A 24,531-nucleotide genomic window follows, 5' to 3' on the forward strand; every position below is an offset into this window, starting at 1 on the left:
GAAACAGGGGTTAGCTGATCGGTACTTTGCGCAGGATGGCCTCAATCAGGTCCTGGGTACGAATGCCGTCGGCTTCGGCCTCGTAGTTGAGCAGGATGCGGTGGTTGAGCACATCAGCGGCTACTTCCTTGATGTCTTCGGGCAGCACATAGTCGCGCTCATCCAGAAAGGCCACGGCTTTGGCGGCCCGGTGCAGGGCTATGCTGGCCCGGGGACTCACGCCAAACTGCACGTACTGCTGAAAATCTACCAGGTCGTATTCGGCGGGCTTGCGCGTGGCAAACACCAGCTCGATGATGTACTTCTCCAGCGTTTCGGAAATCTGCACTTGGTTGATAAGGCCGCGAATTCCGAAGATATCTTCCTTGGTAAGCACCGGGCTAACCTCGCCCACGTAGCTGAGGTTGGCCATACGGCGCATCACTTCCAGCTCATCGGCTTTTTTGAGGTAGTCGATGTACACCTTCATCATGAAGCGGTCTACCTGGGCCTCGGGCAGCGGGTAGGTTCCTTCCTGCTCAACCGGGTTCTGGGTAGCCAGCACCAGAAACGGCAAGTCCAGCGGATAAGTCGTCTCGCCGATGGTTACCTGCCGCTCCTGCATGGCTTCGAGCAGAGCGCTCTGCACTTTGGCCGGGGAGCGGTTGATTTCATCGGCCAGCACTAGGTTGGCGAAGATGGGGCCCTTCTTCACTTCAAACACTGCTTGGTTCTGGTTGTACACCATGGTCCCAATCAGGTCGGAGGGCAAGAGGTCAGGGGTGAACTGCACGCGCTGAAACGGCAGGTGCATCACCTTCGACAGGGTGCTGATGGTAAGCGTTTTGGCCAGCCCGGGCACGCCTTCCAGCAGAATGTGCCCGCCCGTGAACAGGCCAATGAGCAGCCGGTTGACCATGTAGTGCTGACCTACTACCACTTTCCCTACTTCGGCAAAGACCTGCCGGATTTTGTCGCGGTAATTTTCCACAGAATACTGTCAAGTGAGAAGCGAAGGTACCGCCCGGCCACGCAAACCAATGACGGGGCTGCTCTCCGGCTAGTTGGTTGCCTGCCCAAGATACGGCATGCGCCACATTCCGCCACCGGGTGGTTTTTCCGGCGGGGGTAGTCGGTTGGCGCTTTCCCCCACCCTAACCGTTCAGATTGCATCTATTGAATATCCTATATAAATTACCTCGCATTTTTTGTATTCCATTCCGCTCTACTTTCAAGTCATCCTATGAAAAAAACCTTACCTACAAACGGCAGAACGGGGCTTTCCCATTACGCGTGGCGCTCATTGCTCGGGCTTAGCCTGGTTACTACTCTGGGGCTGGCTCCGGCAGCTGGTGCGGCCTCCACGCCTGGTAGCGCAGCCGCCAGCCGGACCCTGGCCGAAACGGATTTGCTGGTTGACTCCGACATGACCTTGTCGTATGCTGGCGCACCGGATGGCGCTTACGCCTTTCACAACGTAACGGTCACTAACGGGGCCAGGCTCACTGTGGAGTGGGGCGTAACGGTAGCCGTTTCGGGCAAAATGACGGTTGAGGCGGGCAGTTCGCTGGAGTGCCAGGGCCTCGTGTACGGGCCGGGTAGCTTTGTGCTGGCTGATGGTGCCCAGCTGGCCATTTATGGAACCGAGGGCATTGCGGCCGAAGGTCAGAACTCGGGAGTTATCCAAACGGCCACTCGCTCCTTCAGCGACCTGGCCAGCTACGTATACGCGGTGCCGCCAGTCTTCGTGGTAGACAGCCCGCCCGTGACGGGCAGCGGCCTCCCCGATCAAGTGGAATTCTTGGTCATCGGACCGGACCTAAGCTCATCAGCGCGCCAGCAAAAGCCCAACGACTCCTTCTTCGCGCTGCTCCTGAGCAAGGACGTGAAAGTGCGCAGCGCGCTGGGGCTTTTCTCCGCCGATCTTTACTTGAATGAGCATACCCTCACACTGCTTTCTACAGAAAACCAAACGGCGGAAGTGGCCCTTCTTGACCTTTTCGAAGGCTTTACGGGTGAGGTCATCGGGAGTACGGCCGTTATGCAGAAGTACCTTAGCGCGCCAGCTGCTATTGGGTACCATCACTTGTCTTCGCCCGTGCGGCAGGCGCCCTTCTCCAGCCTGAACACCGGCGGCAACTTCAAGGGTATTTTCAATGCAACGTATAACTCGGCGGCCAAGCCTGCGGCCGTAACGCCTTTTCCCAATGTGTTCGGGTACGACGACAGCCGCCGCTCTACCCCCAACGAATCGTACGGCCAAGGCTTTTCGCGGGGCTGGTTTTCGCCTACGGGCGGCAACATGGAGGATGGCCGGGGCTACTCCGTCAACATCAGCAGAGGCCAGACGCTTAAATTTTCCGGGGAGCTGAACGGGGGCGACGTCGGGCCCATTGAGCTTATCAGCGGCGACCAGGAAGATGGGGGCTGGAACCTGCTGGGCAACCCCTACCCTTCGACCATCGACTGGAGCCTGGCGGTTCCCAACGAGGTGATTCCACCCGGCATGGATGCTTCTGCTTACATCTTCACGCCTACCAGCCGCTATGGCGGCACGTACCGGACGTATTTCAACAACGGCGACGGCACCGAGTTTGGCGACCCTTCCATTGCACCGGGCCAGGGCTTCTTCACGCGTTTGCTCAACCAGAACGACTCCCGGGAGCTGACCTTCACTGATGCGCTGCGCTCATTTAGCGCGGGCCTGGGTCCCACGGAGCTGCGAGCTGGTCAACCATTCGGCTACAAATCCGTGGTCAAGAAAAAAGCGGCTCCCACCGTACCCTATGTCCAGCTGGAGCTGAAGTCGGCGGGAGGGACCCAGGATGCCGCCTATGTGTACTTTCAGCCAAATGCCACGGCTACAGTAGAAAACCGCTACGATGCGCCTAAGCTGCGCAACCTGGGCGAAGCCTCCCTCTTTACTTTGGTGGGCACCCAGGAGCTAGCCGTGAACGGGCAGGCCCCACTGGCGGGCAGCGCCATTAGCATACCGGTGGGACTGAGCGCCGCGGCGGGCACCTACACCATTCAGGCCGGGCAGCTCCTCAATTTTGCCAGCGGACAGTCGGTAGAACTTATTGACAACGCGACGGGCAGCACCATCGACCTGCGGCAGCAGCCAGCTTACACCTTTACCCTGGATAAGGCGTTTTCCGGGCAGCGCTTCAACCTACGCTTCGGGGCCAACAGCGTGACGGGCAACCACGATGCCGTGAAGTCGGCGCAGGTGGCCCTATACCCCAACCCCGCCCGCACCTCATTTGAGCTTCATATTCCGGTAGTAGCCGGAGGTAAGACGGTGAAAGCCTCGCTCTACAACAGCCTGGGCCAGCGCGTGCAAACGAAGCTGATACCGATGACCGCCAATGGTGCCGCGGCTTCTTTCGACGTGCAGCAACTGGCCCGCGGGGTCTACTCCCTGCAGCTGGAGATTGGGGCATCCCGCCTCACCAAGCGGGTGGTAGTAGAGTAGAACTCAATGAGTATGTTCTTTTAGTTATTTCTCACTTTTTGTTTCCTATGAAAAACTTTCTCTTGAATCTACTGCTTGTGGGTGGGCTCTTGGTGGCTGGCAGCACGGCTGCGTACGCCCAGGGGGAGCCACCGGAAGGTGGGCCCGAGCCGGACGCCCCTACCGATGTGCCTATTGACGGCGGTGCCTCGCTGCTACTGGCAGCCGGCGCCGCCTTAGGCGCCGGTCAGCTCCGCCGCCGCAAAGCCCAGCAGTAACAAGCAAAGTCCCTGCCCACTTGGTCAGGGACTTTGCTTTGCCGGTTATACGGCCTCACCTCGCCGGATATGGCTATCTTGCCTGTATCTGCCTTGCTTACATTTGACTTAGTTCCTGTGGATTCGCGAAAACGACACTTACTTCGTTTTGGCTTGCTTAGCGCAGCCATGTACTTACTCTGGTTTGGCGTATATGAGCACTGGCTGGCCCAAGATGGCCGCCTGGACACGGTGCTGTCGAATAACATTGCCGCCAACAGCGCCGTCGTATTGCGGGTGCTGGGCTTCGACGCCGGTACTGCCCAGGCCAATCTGGTTACCATCGACCAACGGGCCGTGGTGAGCGTGGGGCATCCGTGCAACGGGCTGGTGCTTTACGCTTTGTTCACCGGGTTTATTCTGGCTTTTCCTGGGCCCATCCGGCAAAAGGCGTGGTTTATTCCGCTGGGCCTGGTTATCATCTACGTCGTCAATATTCTGCGGGTAGCGGCCTTGGCCATCAACCACGTGTACGCCCACGGCACGGTGGATTTTAACCATCATTACACGTTTACTTTTGTCGTCTATAGCTTTATTCTGCTGCTGTGGCTGGCATGGGTGCGGCGATTTGCGCAACCTCAGACCGAAGCTGCTGTTGCCTAACTGATGTCCGTCCGCTCCCTTTTTCTTACGCGCTGGCTTCGCTTTGCTGGCTGTGCTGTGCTGCTGGTGCTGCTTTTACTGCTGGGCAGCAACGATTCGTGGGTGTTCAGCAAGCTTACGCAGGGCTGGCAGCACTATAGCGGCAGCTTACCCGCCGCCCTCAGCGCCCCTACCGACCCGGCCATTACGAAACGGCTAGTGCCCGTGGTGGTGCTGTATACGCTGCTGTACATAGGCTTGTGCTTGTTGCTGCTGGCCTTGCTGCTGGGCACCTGGCAGCGCTTCCGCTTTGCCTTGTATGCCTATGCCGGGAGCTTTGTTTTGTGCCTGCTCCTACTGGTGTTGGGTAAGCTCACCCACAATGCGCTGGGAATGTACCAGCTCGGCCGCAACCTTATCGACTTCACCGTTTCCCCGCTACCGGTTATGGGGCTGGCCCCGCTTCTTTACTGGTATTACCCAGCTCCGGCACTTAGCAATAGGCAACAAGAACAGCCAATAAAAAAGCCCCCTTGCTTGTAACAAGGGGGCTTTTTCGTACCAGAGACGGGACTCGAACCCGTACGTCCGAAGACAAGGGATTTTAAGTCCCTCGTGGCTACCATTACACCACTCTGGCTTGAGCAGTACCGCTGCACAAAAATAAAAAAGGACGCTGCGTGGGCAACGTCCTTTTTTGAGCGGGAGACGAGGTTCGAACTCGCGACCTCGACCTTGGCAAGGTCGCGCTCTACCAACTGAGCTACTCTCGCTTTTGATCTAGCCACCGTAGTGGCGTTTTGGTGTGACAAAGGTACAACGGCTTTTCTTTCTGTCAAGCCCCTGCCTGAAAAAAAACGCAATTTCTTCCCCATAAAGGAGCTTTTTGACTCATTCTCAGGGAGAAATTTTTTCTGCTATTTCTTAAGCCATTGAGTAATCAACTAGCTAAGCGGAAAATTTGGGCAGCCGTAAAGTGGGATAGGATGAGCCATTGGCTTACGAACCCGACGGACAAGCCGGTTAGCAAACGAGGCGAGCGTATGATACGCTCGCCTCGTTTGAGTTATGCTTCAAATTACCTTAGCTAAGCGCAAAGCCGGCACAAAGCTGCTGGACGCGCCTAGTCTGTTTACATCTGCGGCTGCATCTTTTTGATGGCCTCGGTGGCATTGACGGCGTTGATTTCCTGCTTGGCAGCGGCAGCAGCGGCGGCGGCCGAGTCCTGACCGGTAGCCTCAGCGGGTAGCGGGGGCAGCGGCTGCACCGCTATTTCTTCGTCCTTTTTGTAGTCGGGGTTGCTGCACGACGTCACCGTGAGCGTCAGGGAAGCGCTGGCCAACAGACCGAGCAAGACTATTTTTTTCATGGATAAGCTAAAAAAGGCAAAGCCGTTCAGGTTTGGGGCCGCAAGATACACACGCGGGTCGGAAACCCCTATACGTGCAGCAACGCAAGCGGGTCGGGTTATATCATTTGGCAAGGGGCTGCCCCTTGCCGTAGGGGTTCAGCCCCATGTTGTAATACGCAAACGACCAGATATCCGCCCACTCCTCAATTAGCAGCTTGGTGCTTTTACCGGCGCCGTGACCGGCGTTTACGTCAATGCGAATAAGCTGGGGCTCGGTCCCTGAATACATAGCCTGCAGGGTAGCCGCAAACTTAAACGAATGCGCCGGTACTACCCGGTCGTCGTGGTCGGCGGTGGTGATGAGCGTGGCGGGGTACTCCACGCCGGCCCGCAGGTTGTGCAAAGGTGAGAACTTGTAGAGGTTCTGAAACTGCTCGTAGTTATCGGCAGTGCCGTACTCCGGCACCCAGTTCCAGCCAATAGTGAACTTCTGGTAGCGCAGCATGTCCATCACGCCCACCGCCGGAAACGCCACGCGGGCCACGTCGGGGCGCTGCGTCATGGTAGCACCTACCAACAGGCCGCCGTTAGAGCCGCCGGCAATGGCCAGCCGCTCGGGCGTGGTATAGCTCTGGATGGTGAGGTACTCGGCGGCGGCAATAAAGTCATCGAATACGTTTTGCTTGCGGGGTGTCATACCGGCCTGGTGCCAGGCTTCCCCATACTCGCCCCCACCCCGCAGGTTGGGTATGGCCAGCACCCCACCGTTTTCCAACCACAACATGCGGGCAATGCTAAAGCTGGGCGTGAGCGACACGTTGAAACCGCCGTAACCGTAGAGGTAGGTGGGGTTCTGCCCGTCCAGCTTCATGCCCTTCCGATGCACGATGAACATCGGAATCTTCGTGTGGTCCTTGCTGGCGTAGAACATTTGCTGTACCACGTAGTCGTCGGGATTTACGTCCACCGTGGGCTTGCGAAAAACCGTGCTTTGGCCACTGGCTAAATCGTAGCGGTAGATGGTAGTGGGGTAAGCAAAGGAGGTGAAAGCGTAGTACACCTCGCGCGAGTTGGGCCGGCCGCCGAAGCCACTGGCGGTACCGAGGGCCGGCAGCACCACATCCCGCTCAAACTCTCCTTTCGCGGAGTACACCTTCACGGCGCTGCTGGCATCCTTCAGGTACGTGGCAATGAGCTTGCCGCCCACTTGGGCTACTTCCTCCAACTTATCCTCTGCCTGGGGAAGCACGTCCCGCCAGTTAGTTTCCTGGGGCTTAACTGGGTCAACGAGGACGACCCGGTAGCGCGGGGCCTGGTAGTTAGTGAGCACCAGCAGCTTGCCGCCCACGTTGCCAATTACGGAGTGATTGTGCTCGTAATTTTGTCCAATGGCCTGGAAGCTGGCGGAGCGGGAGTTGCGCAGGTCGCGCACGAGCAGGCGGTTGCCATCGGCTTTGCCGTCGGTGAGGTAGATGACAAGGAAACGCTCGTCGTCGGTGGTGCCGGCGTAGCGGAAGCCCAGGGGCATTTTGGCATCTTCGTACACCAGTTTATCGGCGCTTTGCGGCGTACCCAGCTGGTGAAAGTACACCTTGTGAAACTCATTTTTGCCGGCCAACTGATGCTCCCCGGCTTTGGGCGCATCGTAGCGGCTGTAGTAGAAGCCGTTGCCAGCCCAGGCCGCGCCCGAAACCTTCACCCATTCCAGCTCATCCTTCAGCGGCTGCCGCGTTTTCAGGTCCAGCACATGCAGCTTCTGCCAGTCGGAGCCCCCGCCAGACGTAGCATAGGCCAAGTAGCGGTGGTCGGGCGAGAAGTAGGTGCCGGACAGGGCCGTGGTACCATCAGCCGAGAACTTGTTGGGGTCGAGCAGAACCTCTTCCTTTTCCTCCCCCACTTTCTGCACGTACAGCACGGCCTGGTTCTGGAGGCCGTCGTTTTTCTGGTAGTAGAGGTAGTCGCCTTCACGCTGAGGCACGCCGTACCGTTCGTAGTTCCACATCTGCGTGAGCCGCGCCCGAATCTGGTCCCGGAACGGAATCTTCTCCAGATAATCAAACGTGACCTTGTTTTCAGCCGTGACCCAGGCTTTGGTTTCGGGCGAGTCGGGGTCTTCCAGCCAGTGGTAGGGGTCGGTGACGGGCGTGCCGTGGTAGTCGTCGGTATGATTGGACTTGCGGGCGGCGGGGTAGCCCGTTACCTGGTGGCGGGCGGCAAGGGAAGCGTTGGTCACGGAAGAAGCAGTTGAAGCGGAGCCCGGCACGGTAGCAGTGCAAGCCGACAGGGCCGCCGCGGAGGAAAGCAGGAGAACGGCGGGTAAGCGGAAAGTACGCATAGCGGGTGGGAAGAAGGGCGGGACAGACGGACGGAGAGCAGCTACGGCAAGGCAACAGCTCGGCATTATCCGCCGCCAATGCCTCCACTAGAGCCGCTGCATCCGCCCTACTTTGGGAATTACCTGAATCAGGAAGCGTTTGTTCCGCTCCTCCTGTCCTTTTACGGAAGGATAGCGCCCGGTGCCGTAAAAACCGCTGCCCCCAATGATGAGCTCGATGCTTTTATCCTGGCTGAAGTTCAGGCCGTTCTGCCGCCACAGGTTGAGCAGGTTGAGGGCCCGGCGGTAGCTGAGCTGGTAAGCAAACTGCTCGTCGCGGCGGGTGCGGGCGTCGTCGTAGAGGTAGCGCGCGGCCATGCCTTCCACTATTACGAGGTAGCGCACGTTCTGGGCGCGGGAGCTGGCGCTGAGGCTGCGCAGCTGCTTTTGCAGCAGGCGCCCGGCAGCCAGTAGCGCCGCTTTATCGCGTTCCTGAATTTCGTCGCGGCCGGCTTTAAACTGCACATCCAGCTTCAGCTCGTAGCGCTCATTGGTGGCGTCGTAGCGGAAGTAGCGGCCCTCCAGCCGCCGCAGCGACTCGCGGATGCGCTGAATCTGCTCCAGCTCCACGGCCTTGGCGCGTAGCTCGCCGTTGGCCTCCTTCAGCTCCTTTTCGCGGTCTTTGAACAGCTTGAAACTATACACGAACAGCACCAGCATCACCACGAACAAGGACGTCATCAAGTCCACGTAGCTGGGCCAGAAGAAGTCGTTGGATTCACGGCTTTTGGAGGAGTTGTTCATGGTAGATGATTAATACGGGGGCATGCTGAGCGCAGCTAAAGCACCTCTACCGCATACGTTTAGTTTGTTCAACGAAGCAATAGAGATGCTTCGGCTGCGCTCAGCATGACGTTCTCCTTCCTGTATTGACTATTGGGGCCGCACGCCGCCGAAGAGCTTGTCCATAAACCGCTGGAAACGGTTTTTGGAGGTTGCCTTTACCAGCACAGTATTCAGGTTGGAAAGCTCCGAGAGCAGCTTGGCCTGAATCTGGGAGTCCAGCTCCACCTTGCGGAGCAGCTCGCGCTGGGTAGCCGTTACGTCGCGGCTCAGGGCCTGCTGGTTGGCATCCACGCTCTTAAGTGGGTCGAGCTGGCGCATGATACGCTCAAATACATTGTCCTGGTTGATGCGCTGGAAGTACTCGCCCCACTTTTCATAGGCCTGCTGGGCGTCGCGCTCGTGGTACTGCAGGCGCTTCTGCATCAGGTCGGTGAGAGAAAGACTGGCTTGGTCGAAGTACTGCTCGGTGCGGCCGCGCAGGGCATCCATTTCCTTTTGATGGCGCTGGAAGAAGTCGAGCTGGTGCTGGATGAGGTTGTCGTTCTGCCCGATGTACTGGCCCAGGTCGTTGATGCCCCGCTCGAACCCGCGCAGGCGGTCCAGGATGCCAGCCACGCTGTGGGCGGTGCTAGTGCCCTCGGCCAGCATCAGGTTAAGCTTTTGCTGGTAGCCGGTGAACTGGCTGAACATTTCGGCCGACTCCCGTACTTTCTCGAACACGGCAATATTGGCCGCCGCCATCTTGTCGTAGCCGATGGTATCGAGGCGCTCCAGAAACTCGCTTTGCACCCGGATGTTCTCCGTCACCTTTTGCATCAGCGGGTTGAACAGCTCAATCTGTCCCACAAACTGCTGGTTGAACGCATCAAGCACCGACTTGAGGTTGGTGAGCGAGCCGGCCATATCCGAGTGCAGAATGGGCAGCAGCTTTACCTGCAGGAAGGTGTAGTACTGATTTTGACGCTCATCCACACTGCGCCGGGCCCGGCGCACGAGGCCCTGGCCCAGCAGCGTCAGCAGCAGCCCCACGAAGGAGCCCGTCATGGCAATGAGCACGCCGGTGAGAAAGGGCGTGAGGGCATTTTCGTCGGAAACGCCGTTGCGGGCAATGCCCACTAACCCAAGTATTACGCCCAAGAAGGTACCCAGCAAGCCCAGGTACAGCGGCGTAGCCACTCCAGATTGTACTTCATTGTCTAGTACCTCGCTGCGGCGCTCCGAAATGTCCTTGAGAATATCGAAGTCCGAAGCGGCCCCTTTGTTGTGGCGCAGGTATTCGTTGGTATCGAGCAGGATGTCGTGAAAGTCGGTGGAGGCCGGCTCGGCCTTCAGCATATCAGCCAGAAACGAGTCGGCGGGGGCGTCGGCGGCGTAGTCGGGCAGGTCACGGCCATCGGGCGTTACGAGGCGGCGCTCTACGCGCAGGGCGCTGCGCTCGGGATAGAGCTGCTCCAGCCGCCGGGCTCGGGCCCGCGTTTGCAGAAACTCACGCACCTGCAACCCCAGTACAACGAAAACAACAACCAGTTCGAGGATGATTTCCAGCATAGAACAGTAAATAACGGCATTCTTAACGTGTCATCCTCAACACAGCGAAGGACCTTACCACGTTTAGTACGAGCCGTTATTACGCGATTCGTGCAGCCGTGATAAGGTCCTTCGCTTAGGCTCAGGATGCCAAAAGGGAGTTACTCAAACCGGATACCGGCCTTCTGCTCGATCTGCCAGGCGCTGCCGACGCGGCGGAGCGTACCGTCCTCCTCCGTAACGATGCGCGACACCGCCCCGCTTGGTTGTTGGTAGCGACAGGCCTCGCGCAAAGAATACTGGGCACTCTGGATGGCATAGGCGTGTACAGCGGGATTCGGGTTCACGCGGAACGTAGCCATGTCGGGGTTCTGCGGGTTGAGGCTGATCTGGTAGATGCTGTCGTGCTGGGGCTGATCGGACAGATCATACTCACTGAAGCCGCCGTTCACGGGCACCTTCACGTATCGCAGAGCCGGCACCGGCGCTACAGGACGCTCCGGTGCGGGCAGCTGCACGGGTGGCACGAGACTGTTGAACTCATCACTGTCGTTCGTTACCGGCGTATTTGTTTGCGCAGTGGGGGCTTCATAGGCGGAAGGCGCTTCGCTGATGTTCGCAAACGGCGTAACCACTGGTGCCGGAGCTTCTGCTACTGGAGCAGGTGCTGGTGCCGATTGTGGTACAGGGGCGGGAGCTGGCCGGGGCTTTTCCACGGGGCGGCCTTGCGGCTGATTCTGCCCGGTATTCGGCCGCTGGTTTTGGTTGGAGTTCTGGCGAGGCGGGGCGGCTGTGGCTACAGGCGTTGCTGGGCGCTTGCTTAGTTCTTCGGCCACACGCTGCTGCACCAGCAACTCAATCTGCTGGCGCAGTTCGGGTGTGAGGCGGGCCGAGGCCGAGCTACCACCCACACCGGGACTGGTTTGTAGAGCCTGAATTTCCTCCCGGCGCTTATCAATGCGGCTGCTTAGCTCCTTTTGGAAACCATCCAGGCTGCGGCGCATGAGCACGTACAGAAACAAGCTCAGCAATGATACAATAAGGGCCAGCGGGGCGAAGAACTTGCTCATCAGGCTCTCTCCACTTCCACTGCGGGCCGGCGCGGCGGCTACGGTATTGTCGGCCGTTAGCTCCTCACTTACGGGCGCGGCCGTTTCCTCCGTCATGGTGGTATCGGGGGCGGCTTCGGCCGCCGTAGCGGCTACCTCGGTGGGCGGAGTGCCGTTCTGCACGTAGCCAGTCAGCTGCGCGGCTAGGGCCTCCACAGCTTGCATACGCGCCGGATTGCTGCGACGGGCCGGCGAGGACTTCAGCCGGTTGATGATTTCGGTGGCCAGCTTCTGCACCCGCGACTTATCCGAACCCAGCCCCTTGTACATCACGCCCCGGCCTTCCAGCGGCTGATACAAGGCGCTGTACACCCGCTGGCTGTCGGCTTTGATGCTGTTTTCCAGCGCCTTCAACGAGCCCCCACACTGCAGGCTATTCTTGAGGTTGGGCCGCCCAGTGTCGTCATACACGAACTTGATGGTAGCGCACCAGATCTGCACCTTCTGCTCGTCGAGCGTAGGCTGCCCGAGGGCCGTTTGGGCGTGGCTGCTGGCGGCCAGGAGTAACAGACCGAAAAGAAGAGAAACAGCGCGGCGGTAAAGATTCATAGGTTTCAGAGGCAAAAAGAGGGCGCGACGTAAGAAAGCAGCAATACGTGTCAATTATGTTGAGCGCAGCCGATACATCTCATAGGCTGACGTTATAACGGTATTGCTATGCTGAGCTTATCGAAGCATCTCAACCGTTACGTCAGGATTTACCACACTAGCGAGATTCCTCGGCTTCGCTCGGAATGACGGGCTGGCTTGAGAATCATCCGGCTTGCAGCTCCCGGCTCAGATTGTACAGTGCCTGTTTCAGCGGGAGGAAGAACAGCGTTTCCGGCAGGGTTTCATCGGCTGACAAGAGACGCTGGAACTGGTGCAGGCCCAGACTCAGGCTGTCTTCGATTTCACGGAGCAAGATGTCCTTCACGCGCTGCCGATCCACATCTACGCCAACTTCGCGCATGTAGGGCGCTATTTCGTCGCCTTCCAGTACCAAGGTGAAGTAGTTACGCACGTTGTCGAGCACTTGGGCTTTCAGGTCGGCATCTACCTGGGCCAGCTTGAGGCGGCGCTGCCCGATTTCGCCCGAGTCCGGGGCGCCGGTGAACTTCACGGGCTTGATCCGGTCGTAGTCGGCGGTGGAGGCGCCGTCTTCGTAGAGCACACCGCCGTTGGTGGTGGCTTCCTTGGGGTTGTCGGCCAGAATCACGCGGAAGTTGTGGGGTGGCTCGGCGCCGGTTACAGCCTGGAAAATGGCTTTCGTAATCTTCTCAATGGCCCCCAGGTTGCTGCCCCCGGCCAGAAGGCGCAGGTACAGGCTGCCTTTGCCGGAGAAGCAGAGGTAGCGCGGCGTTTTCAGGCCGAGGTGCTGCACCAGCTGGGCGGTGTGGTAGATAATGCTGGTGTAGTGCAGGTAGAACAGTACCCGCAGCTGCCGCCCTTTGCCCAGGCCCAGGGCCTGCGAGAAGCGGAGCGCATCATCGTACTTGAACAGCAGCGAGGTCACGTCAGCCGAACCGAAGTCGGCGTTGCGCAGGGCCGCGTTGAGGTAGCCTTTGTACTCCTGGTTCTGCTCCGAGTCGGGCAGGCTTTCGGCGTGAGCTACGCCCAGGCGCAGCAGGCCGTTTTGCTTGGGCGCCCCCTGCACGCGGGCGTACCCGTCGCCCCACAGGTCGTCGCCGGCGAAGCGGAAGGAGGTGCTGAAGGCCGGGTGCTGGTCGGCAAACACCAGCAAGTCGGTAGTACCGCCGCCGATATCGATGTTGATGACGTTTTCGTCGCGGTTGGGCACTACTTGGTTGGTGGCCGTGAGGTAGTAGTACGGCGCCACCGATTCGGTAAGGCAGATGGTAGAGCGGCGCACTTTGAATACCTCCTGAAACTTCTCGTCCCAGACCTGCTGGAACTGATTGCGCAGAAAGCCGTCAAAGCTCAGCGGGGCAAACCACACCACGCGGGTGTCTTCCAGAATGCCCCCGTGCAAAGCCGCCTTGTGGCGCATGAGCAGCAGCATTTCCTTGAAAAAAGCCTCAATGCGCGACACGCCCTGTGGGTCCAGCTCCGCCGACCACTTCAGGTTCGTCACAAAGCGGTTCTGGGGCAGTTCCGGGAGGGTTTCGGTGTTGATGCTGAAGCCCACGTTGATGTTGCTGAGCACCTTGGCCGGCTCGTTGGCGAAGCTGGTAGTTTCGCACACGGCCGTCCGAATCGGAAACTCATACGCCGAGCCGCCTTCCCCGATAAAGCTGGGCACAAACTCGCGGGTTTGGAGCGTGGCCACATCACTCTGCAGCTGCCCGGCGCCCGAGCGGTAGCGCTGCGTAGCCGACTGCCCCGCATCGGGCAACGGCGCGTGCAGCCATTCCACCTGCACATCAGCCTCGCCAATGGTGAAAGGACGTGGATGCGCCCGGGGGCTGTCGGCGTAGGCAATGTGGGTGTTGGTGGTACCAAAGTCGACGGCAAACGTGAAGCGGCGGGTGCCGCGCTCCAGCTCGCGCCAGCGCGGCACTACCAAGCCCCGGGCCGGGGCAGCGCCCAGTATAGCCGGTGGGCAGGTCAACTCGGCAATATCGAAGTGGGTGCCGGTGATTTCGTAGTAGGTGCTACCGGCGCTAGCCACGCTCTTGGTGGTGCGCTCCTGACGGGTAGCGCGGCGGGCGGCTCCCTGGTCGGTTATCCGCTCCCCACCGGCAAAGAAGGCCAGCTCGTAGCGGCGCTGCAGCATGGTGGGCGAGTTATCGGCATCCACTAGCATTACCTTGTACAAGTCGTTGTACTCGGGCTGCTGACGGAACACGTAGAACGGGAAAATACCTACGCCCACGTTGGCCCGCACGATGCGGCCTTTTTCTAGAATCTCGCGGCCCTGCGCGTCCTTCGGGTTCTGCGGGTTGGTGTAGTAGCTGCGCTCGAACGTGATAAAGCGGCCACCCTGCACCGGCACCCGCAGCTGCACACGCACGTGGTTCAGGTCAATGGTGAAGGTGAGCAGCTCAGCCAGCTCATGCTCCGTGAAGTACTCGAAGAAGGCCTGGCGCAGCGGCAGCAGGTAGGGAAAACGGGCCCGTCCCTGCCCATCGGCCCCGTACTGGAACGTTACTTTACCGGTGTGGTAGCGCTGGGTGTTCAGCTCGTAGGGCAACTCCACCAGAGAGTCTTCCAGGAAGTCGCCAACGGTCAGATACGGATACTTGAAGCCTTTGCCGGGCAGCACGCGGCTTTCCAGCGCCAGCTCATCGTGGTAGGGCACGGGCGTGCGGTCGTCCCAAGGCTGGCCATTGAGGTAGTTAGCCCCGGCCATCGTCAGGTTGGGCCGCAGTACCAACGGGCGCGGACGGCCGGTGCCGGCTTCACGCGTGGGCTGAATAAACAGGTCGGAACTGGTCACGGCCGACTGGTCGGCGCGGCCGGGCAGCGGCACGCCTTTTACGGTTACCAGGTTGCCCTGAGCATCGGGCAACGCCGGGAAGCGGCTCTGGTACTGCTGGGCTGTCCGGTCGCCCTGCATCTGCATCTGGTTGATGCGGGTGCGGTCGAGGGCGGCGTACACGCTGCCGGCAAACTCGCGGCCGCGCAGCTGCGGATAAGCCAGGAACAGCTCGTACACAAACTCCTGAAACTGCGGGTCGCGCTGCTCCAGCAAGACGGTCTGCCCATCAAAGTAATGCCCCCGGGCCTGCGGGCGCTCCAAGTCCAGCGGCTTCACGGCCGGGCCGGTAAATAACAGGGTGAGTGGCGAGGTGCCCCCCAGCAGGCGCGGACCGCCCGCCAGCTCCGGCGACTCATAGAAAATGAGGTACATGTCGGAGAAGCCCTGGAAGCGCTGGTCCTGGAAGAACAGTTGCAAGGTTTCGCCCAGCAGCCGGGTGCCTTCCTCGCTGCGCATCTTCCGGATTTCGGCCTCCGTGTTCCAACGACGCAGCGTGATTTTGCGGCCGGCCTGGGAGTAGAGGTGGAAGTTGTAGAGCAGCTCCAGCAAGTCCCAGTAGTGCGTCACCAGCTCGTGGTACACCGAACCGGGGTTGCGCTGCCCTTCGCGGGCAAGAAAGTCAAACGCCGTTTCAAACAGGTGCATCCGCGCAAACGGCGTTGGGATGCTGATGGCCAGATTGCGGGCCTTACCGCCCGTGGGGTCCGTTACGGTATTGATTTCGGTACTGGTGACGGGGGCGGTTTTCTGCCAGCCTTGTACTTGCTGGGACCCGTTATTGTGCAGGCGAAGGACTTTAGCCATTCTTAGTTTGCTTGGTTAATGGAACCGCAGTAGAAAAGCGGTGGGGCGGCGGGAGAAGACAGTCAGAAATCAAGAGCGCGTCATGCTGAGCTTGTCGAAGCATCTCTACCGCTTTGTTGAAGAAGTAAGTCGTTCCAGTTATCTAGTAATGACGCGTAGAACGAGGCAGAAGCAGTTGTTTGATATTCGTTGTCAAGTGCATTTACCTCTAAGCCGCAGAGCATTGAAATGATGCTTTCAATATCCTCATCAGGAAGACTGACATAGCAGAAACTAGCGTGCTTGTTCTGATTATCATGCTGACTTGGCTTGTCGATTTCTTCGTCTGCGAGGATATCGGCAATGCGCTGGGCTAATTCAGGCTTACCATCTTTTTCTAAGAGTTTGAGAGTAGTAGTAAGTGTAGAGAAAGCAAGACCGTTGCTTTGTTCCTTAAGCCGCTTATACCCATCTACATTCATTTTCAAGAGTAAAAGTCATTTAAACGAAGCGGTAGAGATGCTTCGACTCCGCTCAGCATGACGGCCTAGCGGCTAACGCTTACACCACTTTCACCTTTTCCTCGAAGGCCTTGTCAGTCACATCGTAAAACAGGGCCAGCAGCTTCTTGAAGTTGTCGGGCTCGTTGATGGACTTGTCGGCTTTGTTGAGGTTATCGAGCAGCCAGTTGTGGCTGAGGCCTTTATTGAAGAAGTCGTTCCACTTTTTCTCCACCGGCTTGCCGGCAATCATGGCGTTGAAATCATCGGTGTTCAGGTCGAAGGGGCGGAAAGCGCGGCGGTTCTGGGCGAGTTCCTGCAGCCACTGGTCTATGCCGAAATCGGGGCTGTGCAGCAGGTTGTTCAGCTCCCGGAAGATGGGCTCGTTGCGCAGGGCGTAATCCAGCTTCAGATTGTCGTGGTAGGGGGCCTTGTCGGTGGGCAGGTGCTGCTTGTGGTAGCGCGAGAAGTACAGCATCTGGGTGAGGTGCTTGGCTACCAGCTCGCGGGTTTCATCGGGGAGGTGGCCGAACTGCACCTCCATTGAGTCACCGCCTAAGCCGTACTCGTGGAAGTGAGGCGCGCCGCTGCGCAGCTCGGCATCAGAGTACTGCATGAAGTCCACGATGCTGAGGGCCGCCAGCAGCTCAATCAGATGGGCTTTGTTTTTCTGCTGGGTGCCGCCGGGCTGGTTGTCGTAGGGCGTATCGGGCGTGTCGGCGAGATAGTACAGCGCGTCCAGGCCCGGCAGGTTGTGTTCGTAATAGCTGAGCGCCGCCTTAGTCTTGGTCAGGAAGTTATTGGAGTCAATAACCTGGTTTTCCTCACTCTGCAGCGCGAAATAGGGCATCACCGTCACGGCGCCGGTCAGCGCCTCGCGCAGGTAGCGGGCGTTGCTGAGGCGGGTATTCGAGTCTTTCAGGTTCTTGAGCAGCAGCGGAAAGCCGGCCGCGCCCGTACCACCGAAGATGCTGGACACAAAGAACACCCGGTCGCCTTCCTGGAAGTTGTCGGCGAAAAACCGCATTTCCGGGCTTTCCACTACCTTGTTCAGCACCACGGAGCCCACGTTCGGCGAGCCGCGGAAGCCGATGGTGAGCGGGCTTTCCAGGTTGTCCTGGGTGAATAGCAGCTCCACCATGGCTTTCGAGTCCACGGAAAGCTGGTCGTAGTGCAGGTACTGGCGGAAGCTCTGGTTGATGCCGCCGAAGTCGAAGATGAAGGTATCCTTCACGCCGCCGTTGGCATCGGCCGAGATGTTGCTCAGCGTGCTGATGTCGGTTTTGAAGAAGCCTTCCTCCTGCTGGCCTAGGCGGCGGTGCACCTGCTGGTAGCTTTGCAGCAAGGCCACTGTGCGGTTCATGTCGCCGTTGTGGGCGTCGGGGTCGATGATGATGGGCACCACCCGGTCGCAGTTGGGCAGCTCTACGCCCGAAGCCAGCAGCATGGTGAGCGAGCGAATCACGCGGGAACCCGTGCCGCCGATGCCGAATAAAAACAGTTTAGCCATGAGTGCAGGGAAGAACTTAGATAGAAGAGATTAGATCTGAGATTTACCAAAGTGCCGTTCTAAGTATTAAAACGAGTCTCAGTTCTAAGCTCTCATTTCTGACTTCTAAATTAAAATGGGGTGGTACTCGCGTTGGTGGAGGTACGCTTGAGCAGCAGGGAGAACAGGAAAAACCAGAGCATGCTCAGCACCGCGTTCCAGGTAGCCAGCCAGTAGATGTAGCTGTGCTGGGTGGCCTGCTGGGCGCTAGTCTGCCAGAGGGTGATAACAAAAGCCAGCACTGCATTTAGCGCCAGAAAGATGCCCCAATGGCGTCCTTTGTTGAAGGTGGCCACGCCCATAGCGCGGTTGATGCCCAGGTAAAAAAGCAGCACCAAAGCCAGGGACAAACCCCAGTTGAGCAGCCCCAGGTTGGGGAAGATAACGTCGCGGTATACGGGCGTATCGGCGGGCGGCTGGGGCTGGCCGATGAGTTCGTAGATGGTCTGGAACAGGGCTTTCATAGAAGCTGAGGGAAACGCGGGAATGAGTTAGGAGAGAGGAACGCGGGGAGATGAAACGGCAAACGGCCGCGGATAGTGTACGCGGCGCGGTTGCGACGGGGCAATTACCGGGCCGGCTGCAAGGTCAGGTCGATGTGGAAGATGGGCCGGGCATCCTGCTCACTGGTCGTTACGGCCTGCACCCCATCTACCAACGAGCTGAGGGCAAATGTCTTGACCCCACTCTGATTGGGGTTGCTGTCGTTCTTGGTGGTCCACTCCGTTATCCAAGCCGGGCGCCGGTCATTTAGTACTACTTGCAGGGGCCGGGCTGCTTTGCCCAGGCGCGTGAGGCGCACCTTCACGAAATGGGTGTAGCCGGATTCGGGGCCGCTGCTGGCGCGGGTCTGGTCGGTGGCCGCAAACACCTGGGCGATTTTGGCGTCGGTATCCTGGCCGATGAGCTGGAGATTTTGCTTGAGGTAGGCCACATCCTGATACAGCGCCGGCAGGCTTTTGAGGTCCAGCCCGAGCACAAACTCCACCGGCTGCGCGGCCGAAACCTCGCTTACCGAAAGAGTATGATAAGTAGCCCCGGCGGCCCGCTTGCTGGCGCCCTCATCCCCGTAGTACCAGCTGCCCTGGTTCTGAAATTTGCTCAGCAAGGACGAGGCCGGCACCGGATACGTGACGCCGAAGTGGGCCTGTTCGGCGGCTTGTTTGCTGAGCAAAGCGGCATCGAAGCGGCGCACGGCATCGGCGGGGCCCAGCACCCAGAAGTAGTACGGAATATCGGTGTCGCAGCAGTTGGCGCGCTTGGCCCCGGCGGTTTTCAGGGCTGGATAGAAGGCCCCTTTGAAGTCAGAAGTGAAGCCGTAGACCGACACGGCCAGGTCGGAGCGGCCGGCGCGGTTGAGGGCGTCGGTAATATCGGTTTTGATGTAGGGAATGGCGCCGGCGTTTTTCGGGGAGTAGATAAAGTCCGAAATCAGCACGCTCACGGTGCCGGGCTGGTAGTAGCGGCTCACCAGCGTATCGAGCACCGAGGGAATATCCGTGCTCTTGGCCGGCTCCTGAATGCCCCCGCGCACCGTGCCCGAGAGCTGCTGGTACGAGTCGCGGTAAGGCTTTTCTTTGATGCGGAAGAACTGCTTCTGCTGGACGGCCGTACTGCGGTTTACATCCGACAGAAACTGGGCCACGTGCTGCTGAAACCGCGTGTTTTCGGCTCCACCGCCGGGCTTGGGCATAAACCCTTCCATCGACCCCGACACTTCCAGAAACACGTTCACCTGCGCGAGTGGCGCATTGCTAGCTTCGCTGGGCACGGCGGTATTTTTAGGCGCTACGGCCCCGGACACCTCCGTGGGCGGCACTTCGGCGGGCGTAGAGGCCGCGCCGCCTTCCGATTTCATGTCCTCCCGGGAGTAGCAGCCCGCGAGCAGCAAGGTGGCTGCCACGGCCGGCAGCAGGGTAAGCAAAGTGGGTTTTCGCATCGGGCCAAAGTACAGGTTGGCGGCCGAAGCCGCAACCCCGCGTACTGACAAGCCGCCCCGCAGGTTGTGCCGAAACGCAAGGCGCAGCAGAAAATTTTATCTTCGCCGCCCTTTACTGTCATCCTGAGCGAAGCGAAGGACCTTATCACAGTAGAACGACTATCGAAACAACGACTCGTTCCAGCGTGGCAAGGTCCTTCGCTTCGCTCAGGATGACAAATAAAAAAGCTTTAGCTGTAGTCGATTTCCGTGTTGTCGCCGATGTTGAGGCTGTGGTTCATGCCGCGGAACGAGGCGTCGGAGCCCACGATGCAGTCGTGGAGCACTGCCGAGCGCAGCTCGGAGTAGGAGCCGATGATGGCGTCGCTGAGAATGGTGTTCTTGACGATGGTCCGGTCGCCGATAGCCACGTTGGGGCCGATGATGGCGTGCGAAATCTGACAGTCGCGCCCGATGCTGACGGGCGGAATGATGATGGTATCCGGAAACTCGGGGTACTCGCGGCGGCCCAGAAACTCGGGGCGGTTGAGCAGGCGGGCGTTGGCTTCGAGCAGGGTTTCCTTGCGGCCGCAGTCAAACCAGTTGTCCACGGGCGTAGTGGTAATGGTTTCGCCCTGCTGAATCATGCGCATGAGGGCATCGGTGAGCTGAAACTCGCCGTGAGTGCGCTGATCCTCGTTCACAATCTGCTCCAGGGCCTCGGCCAGTAAGGCAGGGTTGGCAATCTTGTAGAGGCCCACCATGGCATAGTTCGACTTCGGAATGCGGGGCTTCTCCACCACTTTGGTAACGCGGCCGCCGGCCCCGGTTTCCACCAGCCCAAACATGGTCGGTGTTTTCACTTCCTTCACGGCCAGCACCGTGCCGGGCGTGCGCAGCAGTTGGGGCAAGTCGATGTCCACAATGGTGTCGCCGAGCAGAATCAGCACGCCTTCCTCGTGGCGAAACGTGTCGCGGGCCAGCCACAGAGCCTGCCCGATACCCTCGCGCGGCTCCTGCACCACGAAGGTGGCTTGCAGCTCAGGATACTGGCGGCGCACGTAGCGCTCCACCTTTTCGCCCAGGTAGCCAATGATGAAGACGAAGTCGTCAATACCCGCGCTCAGGAGCCGGTCGATGATGTGACCCAGGATGGTAGTGCCTGCAATGGGCACCAACGACTTGGGCTGGGTGTGCGTGTGCGGGCGCAGGCGGGTGCCAATGCCCGCGACGGGAATGACTGCTTTCATGAACAAGCGGTGGAGGGATAGATTCGCAAAATACAGATTCGATTGGTTTAGCTCCCTACTAATACAACCGCCGACGCCCGAATTCGTACTGGCAGCACGTGTATATAGTTTTTCCTGCATAGGTTAGGGCCCCAAAGCCCCACCGTACCTGCCGCCCTGGCAGCGCCGCCGGCCGGCTAGCTTCCCTTGTTTTCTCTCCCTCACTTCCATTTTTTAACTTTTATGAAACGCTTCCTTCTTTACTTCGCGGGCCTGGTAATTATGCTCAGCCAGTCGTCGTGCGGCTACAACTCCATGGTCCAGAAAGACCAGGCCGTGAAAGCCCAGTGGGCCAACGTGCAAAACAGCTACCAGCGCCGCTCCGACCTGATTCCGAATCTGGTAAACACGGTGAAAGGAGCCGCCAACTTTGAGAAATCTACCCTGACGGAGGTGATTGAAGCCCGCGCCAAGGCCACCAGCGTACAAGTAAACTCCGACCAGCTCACCCCCGAGAACATCAAGAAGTTCCAGGAAGCCCAGAGCCAGGTATCAGCCGGACTGGGCCGCCTGCTGGCCGTTTCGGAAAACTACCCTGATCTGAAAGCCAACGCCAACTTCCAGGAGCTGCAGGCCCAGATTGAGGGCACTGAGAATCGCATCAACGTAGAGCGCCAGAAGTTCAACACCGTCACCAACGACTATAACGGCTACATCAAGTCGTTCCCGAACAACATCTTCGCCGGCATGTTTGGCTTCGCCGAGAAACCCTACTTCGAAGCCGACGCCAGCGCCCAGAAGGCGCCCACGGTACAGTTTTAATTAGTTGTTAGGGTCTTGGGGTCTTAGGGTCTTGGGTTGACGTGGTAAAAAACAACAGTTCGTTGCTCGTTAAACCAAGATCCTAAGACCCCAAGCCCCCAAGACCCTAACCCATGACCAACCCACTCACTCCCCAGCAGGAGGCTTCGCTGATAGCCGCTATCCGGCAGGCGGAGGTGCGTACCTCCGGGGAAATTCGCGTGCATCTGGAAAACCAGTGTCCCACCCCCGAACCACTGGACCGCGCAGCACAAGTATTTGCTCAGCTCAATATGCAGCACACAGCCCAGCGCAATGGGGTGCTGTTCTATGTGGCCTGGGACTCCCGCCTGTTTGCCGTTATTGGCGACGCCGGCATCAACGCCGCCGTGCCCGACGACTTCTGGGAAAGCACCAAGGAAATTGTGCTGGACCACTTCCGCGCCAACAAGTTTGTGACGGGCCTGGAGAAGGGCATTCAGCTGGTGGGTGAGCAGCTTCAGCGGTACTTCCCCTACGACGCCACTACCGACCAGAACGAACTCGACGACTCCATTTCGTTTGGCGATTCAGCGCCGCGTGTATGACCTCTTCCTCCTTTAGGTTTTTTCGATTAACCCGCGTGGCGCGGTGGCTGCCGCTCGTGGCCCTGTGGCTGCTGGCCTCCGCGGCCCTGGCGCAGAACCTGCCGCCGCGGCCCTCCCCACCCCGCCTCGTAAACGACTTGGCTGGCCTGCTCAGCCCCGACGAAGAAGCGCAGTTGGAGCAAAAGCTCATTGCCTACGATGACTCTACTTCCTCGCAGATTGCGGTAGTCACGGTGCCCTCTTTGGATGGCTATGAGGTGGCCGACTATGCCCAGCGCCTCGGGGAAAGCTGGGGAGTAGGCCGCAAGGGTAAAAACAACGGCCTGCTGATTCTCGTCAGCAACGCTGAGCACAAAGTCACCATTCAGACCGGGTACGGTCTGGAAGGAGCCATTCCGGATGCCCTGGCTAAGCGCGTCATCAGCAACGTGCTGGTGCCCAACTTCCGGGCCGGGCAGTACTACAAAGGCCTGGATGAAGCCACTACCCGGCTGATTGCCCTGGCCAGCGGTGAGTACAAAGCAGAGCCGCGTGCCACCGGCGACTTTGAAGACAGCAGCGGCTCGGGCTGGACGTTCTGGATAGTGCTGGCGGTGCTTATTCTCTTCCTGATCTTCCGCATGCGCGGCGGAGGTGGTGGCGGAGGTGGTTTTGGCAGCCGCCGACGCGGCTTTGGGGGCGGCTTTATCCCGCCCATCATTCTAGGTGGCGGTGGTTTCGGCGGGGGCGGCTTCGGCGGCGGAGGTGGTGGCGGGGGCGGCTTTGGTGGCTTCGGCGGCGGCTCCTTCGGCGGCGGCGGTGCCTCCGGCGACTGGTAAGCTGCCTGCTACTCAAGGTCCTGTAACACTTAAAACAGTAAGCGCCTGCCGTCAGCACGACGGCAGGCGCTTACTGTTTGCGGCAGAGTACCATGCTTATTGGGTGAGCTTGTAAACCGGCAGTTGGTAGAAGGGACGCAGGAGCTGCACCACATCCAGGGCATCGGCCAGGGCTTCGTGGGCCACTTCTTGGCTCTCGAAGTTTGCGCGGGCCTTGCAGATGGTCATGGTGGGCAGGCGCGTGTCTTTGTGCCAGTTCAGATAAAAAGCAGCCGGGTCGAGCATGGCGGGCTCCGCGCGCACCAACGTGCCCCAGCCCGGCAGTTCCCGCAGAAAGCCCAGGTCAAAGACCGCAATGTTTTTGCCCGCCATGGTCACCGTCACGCAGTCCTGCTTGTCGGTTTTGAAGCCTTGAGCAAGCAGAAACTCCCGTAGCTGGGGCAGCAGCTCAGCCGGGGTGCACAGCTCGGGGTTAGGCTCTTTGCGGGCCAGCTCCTGAATAAGCCGGGCATTCAGGGCCAGGGCTCCGGCAGTGCCCACGTACTCGGGGTGGCGCACCACCCGCCGGAAAGCGGGCAGTTCCTCCAGTGGCCGCAGGCGCCTCGTGTCTTCTACCACCGCCGCCAGCTCCAGAATCTGATGGCGCTGGGGGTTGCTGCCGGAAGTTTCGAGGTCGAGGGAGACGTAGCGCATCGGGGGGCAGAAGCTAGCCAGCATAAGGTCAATGTTCACTCATCACGCCGGCCTCTACTTCCGTGCCCAGCCGGTTCTCGGGCGGGGGCACGGGGCAGGAGTAGCCGGTCTGATAAGCACAGTATGGGTTATAAGCCCGGTTGAAGTCGAGCAGCACCTGTCCGCTGCGGAGCTGGCCCCGGCGCAAGTCCAGGTAGCGGCCGCCGCCGTAGCTGCCGCGGCCGTTGGTACGGTCGGTGAAGGGCACGAACAGATAGTCACGATACTCGGGGTTCTGTTGCAGATCCAGGCTCTGATATACGGTAAGCTGCCGGGGCTTACCGCCGAGCATGAATTCCAGCACCCCATACTTGCGGTACAAGGGCCGCCGGGTGGTGCTGGTCTGCATGGGAAACGGGGCCGCCAGCGAATCGGGTACGAAGCGCGCCCGCACGCAGGCGGCATAGTTGACCCGGTAAAACGACAGCCCGGTAAAAGCCTTCCGGGCAGCGCGCGGCAGCGGCGTGCGGGTAGAGTCGCGGAACTCGGCGTTGAGTTCCTGCTGGAAGGCGGCCACCTGCCGGGCGTGTTCGGCCGGCGTGAGCGGTAAAACGTCGGCAGTCTGGGCCAGTGCGGCCGCAACCGTGAGCCAGAGGAAGCTTACCAGGCAGAGAAAGAATGCGCGCATACCCGCAAAGAAACAATAAACCCTCTGCGGGCAGGCGCAAAATTCCGGAGTTCTTCCATCAGTCAGCCTAAAATTTGCGTAATCCC

The 24,531-nt window shown here is 59.4% G+C and carries 21 protein-coding genes and 2 tRNA genes; 7 read left to right on the forward strand and 16 right to left on the reverse strand.

Going from position 1 to position 24,531, the window contains the following annotated elements; translation table 11 throughout:
• Nucleotides 1-10: 10 nt before the first annotated feature.
• The gene (locus tag FY528_RS03270) at nt 11-970 is read right to left on the reverse strand and encodes an AAA family ATPase (RefSeq protein WP_149069559.1); all 960 of its coding nucleotides are present in this window, start codon (nt 968-970) and stop codon (nt 11-13) included.
• 252 nt (nt 971-1,222) lie between these two features.
• Here FY528_RS03270 and FY528_RS03275 point away from each other — a divergent pair, with 252 nt between their 5' ends.
• The 4 genes from FY528_RS03275 to FY528_RS03290 all read left to right on the forward strand — a co-directional run bounded on the left by FY528_RS03275 (nt 1,223) and on the right by FY528_RS03290 (nt 4,875).
• The gene (locus FY528_RS03275; protein WP_149069560.1) at nt 1,223-3,454 is read left to right on the forward strand and encodes a T9SS type A sorting domain-containing protein; all 2,232 of its coding nucleotides are present in this window, start codon (nt 1,223-1,225) and stop codon (nt 3,452-3,454) included.
• A 47-nt stretch (nt 3,455-3,501) separates the two neighbouring features.
• A complete protein-coding gene (locus tag FY528_RS03280) occupies nt 3,502-3,711 on the forward strand; it encodes an Fjoh_0651 family PID-CTERM protein (protein ID WP_149069561.1) in 210 nt (69 codons plus the stop codon).
• A 117-nt stretch (nt 3,712-3,828) separates the two neighbouring features.
• Entirely contained in the window at nt 3,829-4,353 is a 525-nt protein-coding gene (gene xrtX / locus FY528_RS03285; RefSeq protein ID WP_262383895.1) for an exosortase X, read from the forward strand.
• A gap of 3 nt (nt 4,354-4,356) precedes the next feature.
• Nucleotides 4,357-4,875: an XrtX-associated membrane protein gene (locus FY528_RS03290; RefSeq protein WP_149069563.1), complete on the forward strand. Its 519-nt coding sequence runs from the start codon at nt 4,357-4,359 to the stop codon at nt 4,873-4,875.
• 16 nt (nt 4,876-4,891) lie between these two features.
• Here the strand turns inward: FY528_RS03290 and FY528_RS03295 are convergent.
• From FY528_RS03295 to FY528_RS03355, 13 genes are all read right to left on the reverse strand, one after another.
• Nucleotides 4,892-4,972, reverse strand: a tRNA-Leu gene (locus FY528_RS03295).
• A 60-nt stretch (nt 4,973-5,032) separates the two neighbouring features.
• A tRNA-Gly gene (locus FY528_RS03300) sits at nt 5,033-5,105 on the reverse strand.
• A 359-nt stretch (nt 5,106-5,464) separates the two neighbouring features.
• A complete protein-coding gene (locus FY528_RS03305) occupies nt 5,465-5,701 on the reverse strand; it encodes a hypothetical protein (RefSeq protein ID WP_149069564.1) in 237 nt (78 codons plus the stop codon).
• A 103-nt stretch (nt 5,702-5,804) separates the two neighbouring features.
• Nucleotides 5,805-8,018: a prolyl oligopeptidase family serine peptidase gene (locus FY528_RS03310; RefSeq protein WP_149069565.1), complete on the reverse strand. Its 2,214-nt coding sequence runs from the start codon at nt 8,016-8,018 to the stop codon at nt 5,805-5,807.
• 87 nt (nt 8,019-8,105) lie between these two features.
• Complete coding sequence (locus FY528_RS03315; protein WP_149069566.1) at nt 8,106-8,801, reverse strand: hypothetical protein; 696 nt, start codon at nt 8,799-8,801, stop codon at nt 8,106-8,108.
• A gap of 129 nt (nt 8,802-8,930) precedes the next feature.
• Complete coding sequence (locus tag FY528_RS03320; RefSeq protein ID WP_149069567.1) at nt 8,931-10,391, reverse strand: hypothetical protein; 1,461 nt, start codon at nt 10,389-10,391, stop codon at nt 8,931-8,933.
• 140 nt (nt 10,392-10,531) lie between these two features.
• Entirely contained in the window at nt 10,532-12,028 is a 1,497-nt protein-coding gene (locus FY528_RS03325; protein WP_149069568.1) for a hypothetical protein, read from the reverse strand.
• A gap of 205 nt (nt 12,029-12,233) precedes the next feature.
• Nucleotides 12,234-15,704 (reverse strand): hypothetical protein, encoded by a 3,471-nt coding sequence (locus FY528_RS03330; protein WP_149069569.1) that lies wholly within the window; start codon nt 15,702-15,704, stop codon nt 12,234-12,236.
• Between the two features lie 80 nt (nt 15,705-15,784).
• Entirely contained in the window at nt 15,785-16,171 is a 387-nt protein-coding gene (locus tag FY528_RS03335) for a hypothetical protein (RefSeq protein ID WP_149069570.1), read from the reverse strand.
• Nucleotides 16,172-16,244: 73 nt separating this feature from the next.
• On the reverse strand, nt 16,245-17,693 hold the full coding sequence (locus FY528_RS03340) for a hypothetical protein (RefSeq protein WP_149069571.1): 1,449 nt from the start codon (nt 17,691-17,693) through the stop codon (nt 16,245-16,247).
• A gap of 110 nt (nt 17,694-17,803) precedes the next feature.
• Nucleotides 17,804-18,196: a hypothetical protein gene (locus FY528_RS03345; protein WP_149069572.1), complete on the reverse strand. Its 393-nt coding sequence runs from the start codon at nt 18,194-18,196 to the stop codon at nt 17,804-17,806.
• A gap of 104 nt (nt 18,197-18,300) precedes the next feature.
• Nucleotides 18,301-19,671, reverse strand: coding sequence for a hypothetical protein (locus FY528_RS03350; RefSeq protein ID WP_149069573.1), 1,371 nt, complete (start codon nt 19,669-19,671; stop codon nt 18,301-18,303).
• Nucleotides 19,672-19,901: 230 nt separating this feature from the next.
• Complete coding sequence (locus FY528_RS03355) at nt 19,902-20,900, reverse strand: sugar phosphate nucleotidyltransferase (RefSeq protein WP_149069574.1); 999 nt, start codon at nt 20,898-20,900, stop codon at nt 19,902-19,904.
• Between the two features lie 222 nt (nt 20,901-21,122).
• Here FY528_RS03355 and FY528_RS03360 point away from each other — a divergent pair, with 222 nt between their 5' ends.
• The 3 genes from FY528_RS03360 (at nt 21,123) to FY528_RS03370 (ending at nt 23,085) form a co-directional block, all read left to right on the forward strand.
• Nucleotides 21,123-21,701 (forward strand): LemA family protein, encoded by a 579-nt coding sequence (locus FY528_RS03360; protein ID WP_149069575.1) that lies wholly within the window; start codon nt 21,123-21,125, stop codon nt 21,699-21,701.
• Between the two features lie 113 nt (nt 21,702-21,814).
• Nucleotides 21,815-22,267 carry a TPM domain-containing protein gene (locus FY528_RS03365; RefSeq protein ID WP_149069576.1) on the forward strand — a complete coding sequence of 151 codons (453 nt, stop codon included), beginning with the start codon at nt 21,815-21,817 and terminating at the stop codon, nt 22,265-22,267.
• Nucleotides 22,264-23,085: a TPM domain-containing protein gene (locus tag FY528_RS03370; protein WP_149069577.1), complete on the forward strand. Its 822-nt coding sequence runs from the start codon at nt 22,264-22,266 to the stop codon at nt 23,083-23,085. The genes FY528_RS03365 and FY528_RS03370 overlap by 4 nt, the downstream gene beginning before the upstream one ends.
• A gap of 96 nt (nt 23,086-23,181) precedes the next feature.
• Here the strand turns inward: FY528_RS03370 and FY528_RS03375 are convergent, their stop codons facing one another.
• Both FY528_RS03375 and FY528_RS03380 read right to left on the reverse strand, forming a co-directional pair.
• Nucleotides 23,182-23,778: a 3'-5' exonuclease family protein gene (locus FY528_RS03375; RefSeq protein ID WP_187631986.1), complete on the reverse strand. Its 597-nt coding sequence runs from the start codon at nt 23,776-23,778 to the stop codon at nt 23,182-23,184.
• Nucleotides 23,779-23,806: 28 nt separating this feature from the next.
• Entirely contained in the window at nt 23,807-24,445 is a 639-nt protein-coding gene (locus tag FY528_RS03380) for a DUF1684 domain-containing protein (RefSeq protein WP_149069579.1), read from the reverse strand.
• Between the last annotated feature and the right edge of the window lie 86 nt (nt 24,446-24,531).

The sequence above is a fragment of the Hymenobacter lutimineralis genome (assembly GCF_008271285.1).
Classification (GTDB): Bacteria; Bacteroidota; Bacteroidia; order Cytophagales; family Hymenobacteraceae; genus Hymenobacter; species Hymenobacter lutimineralis.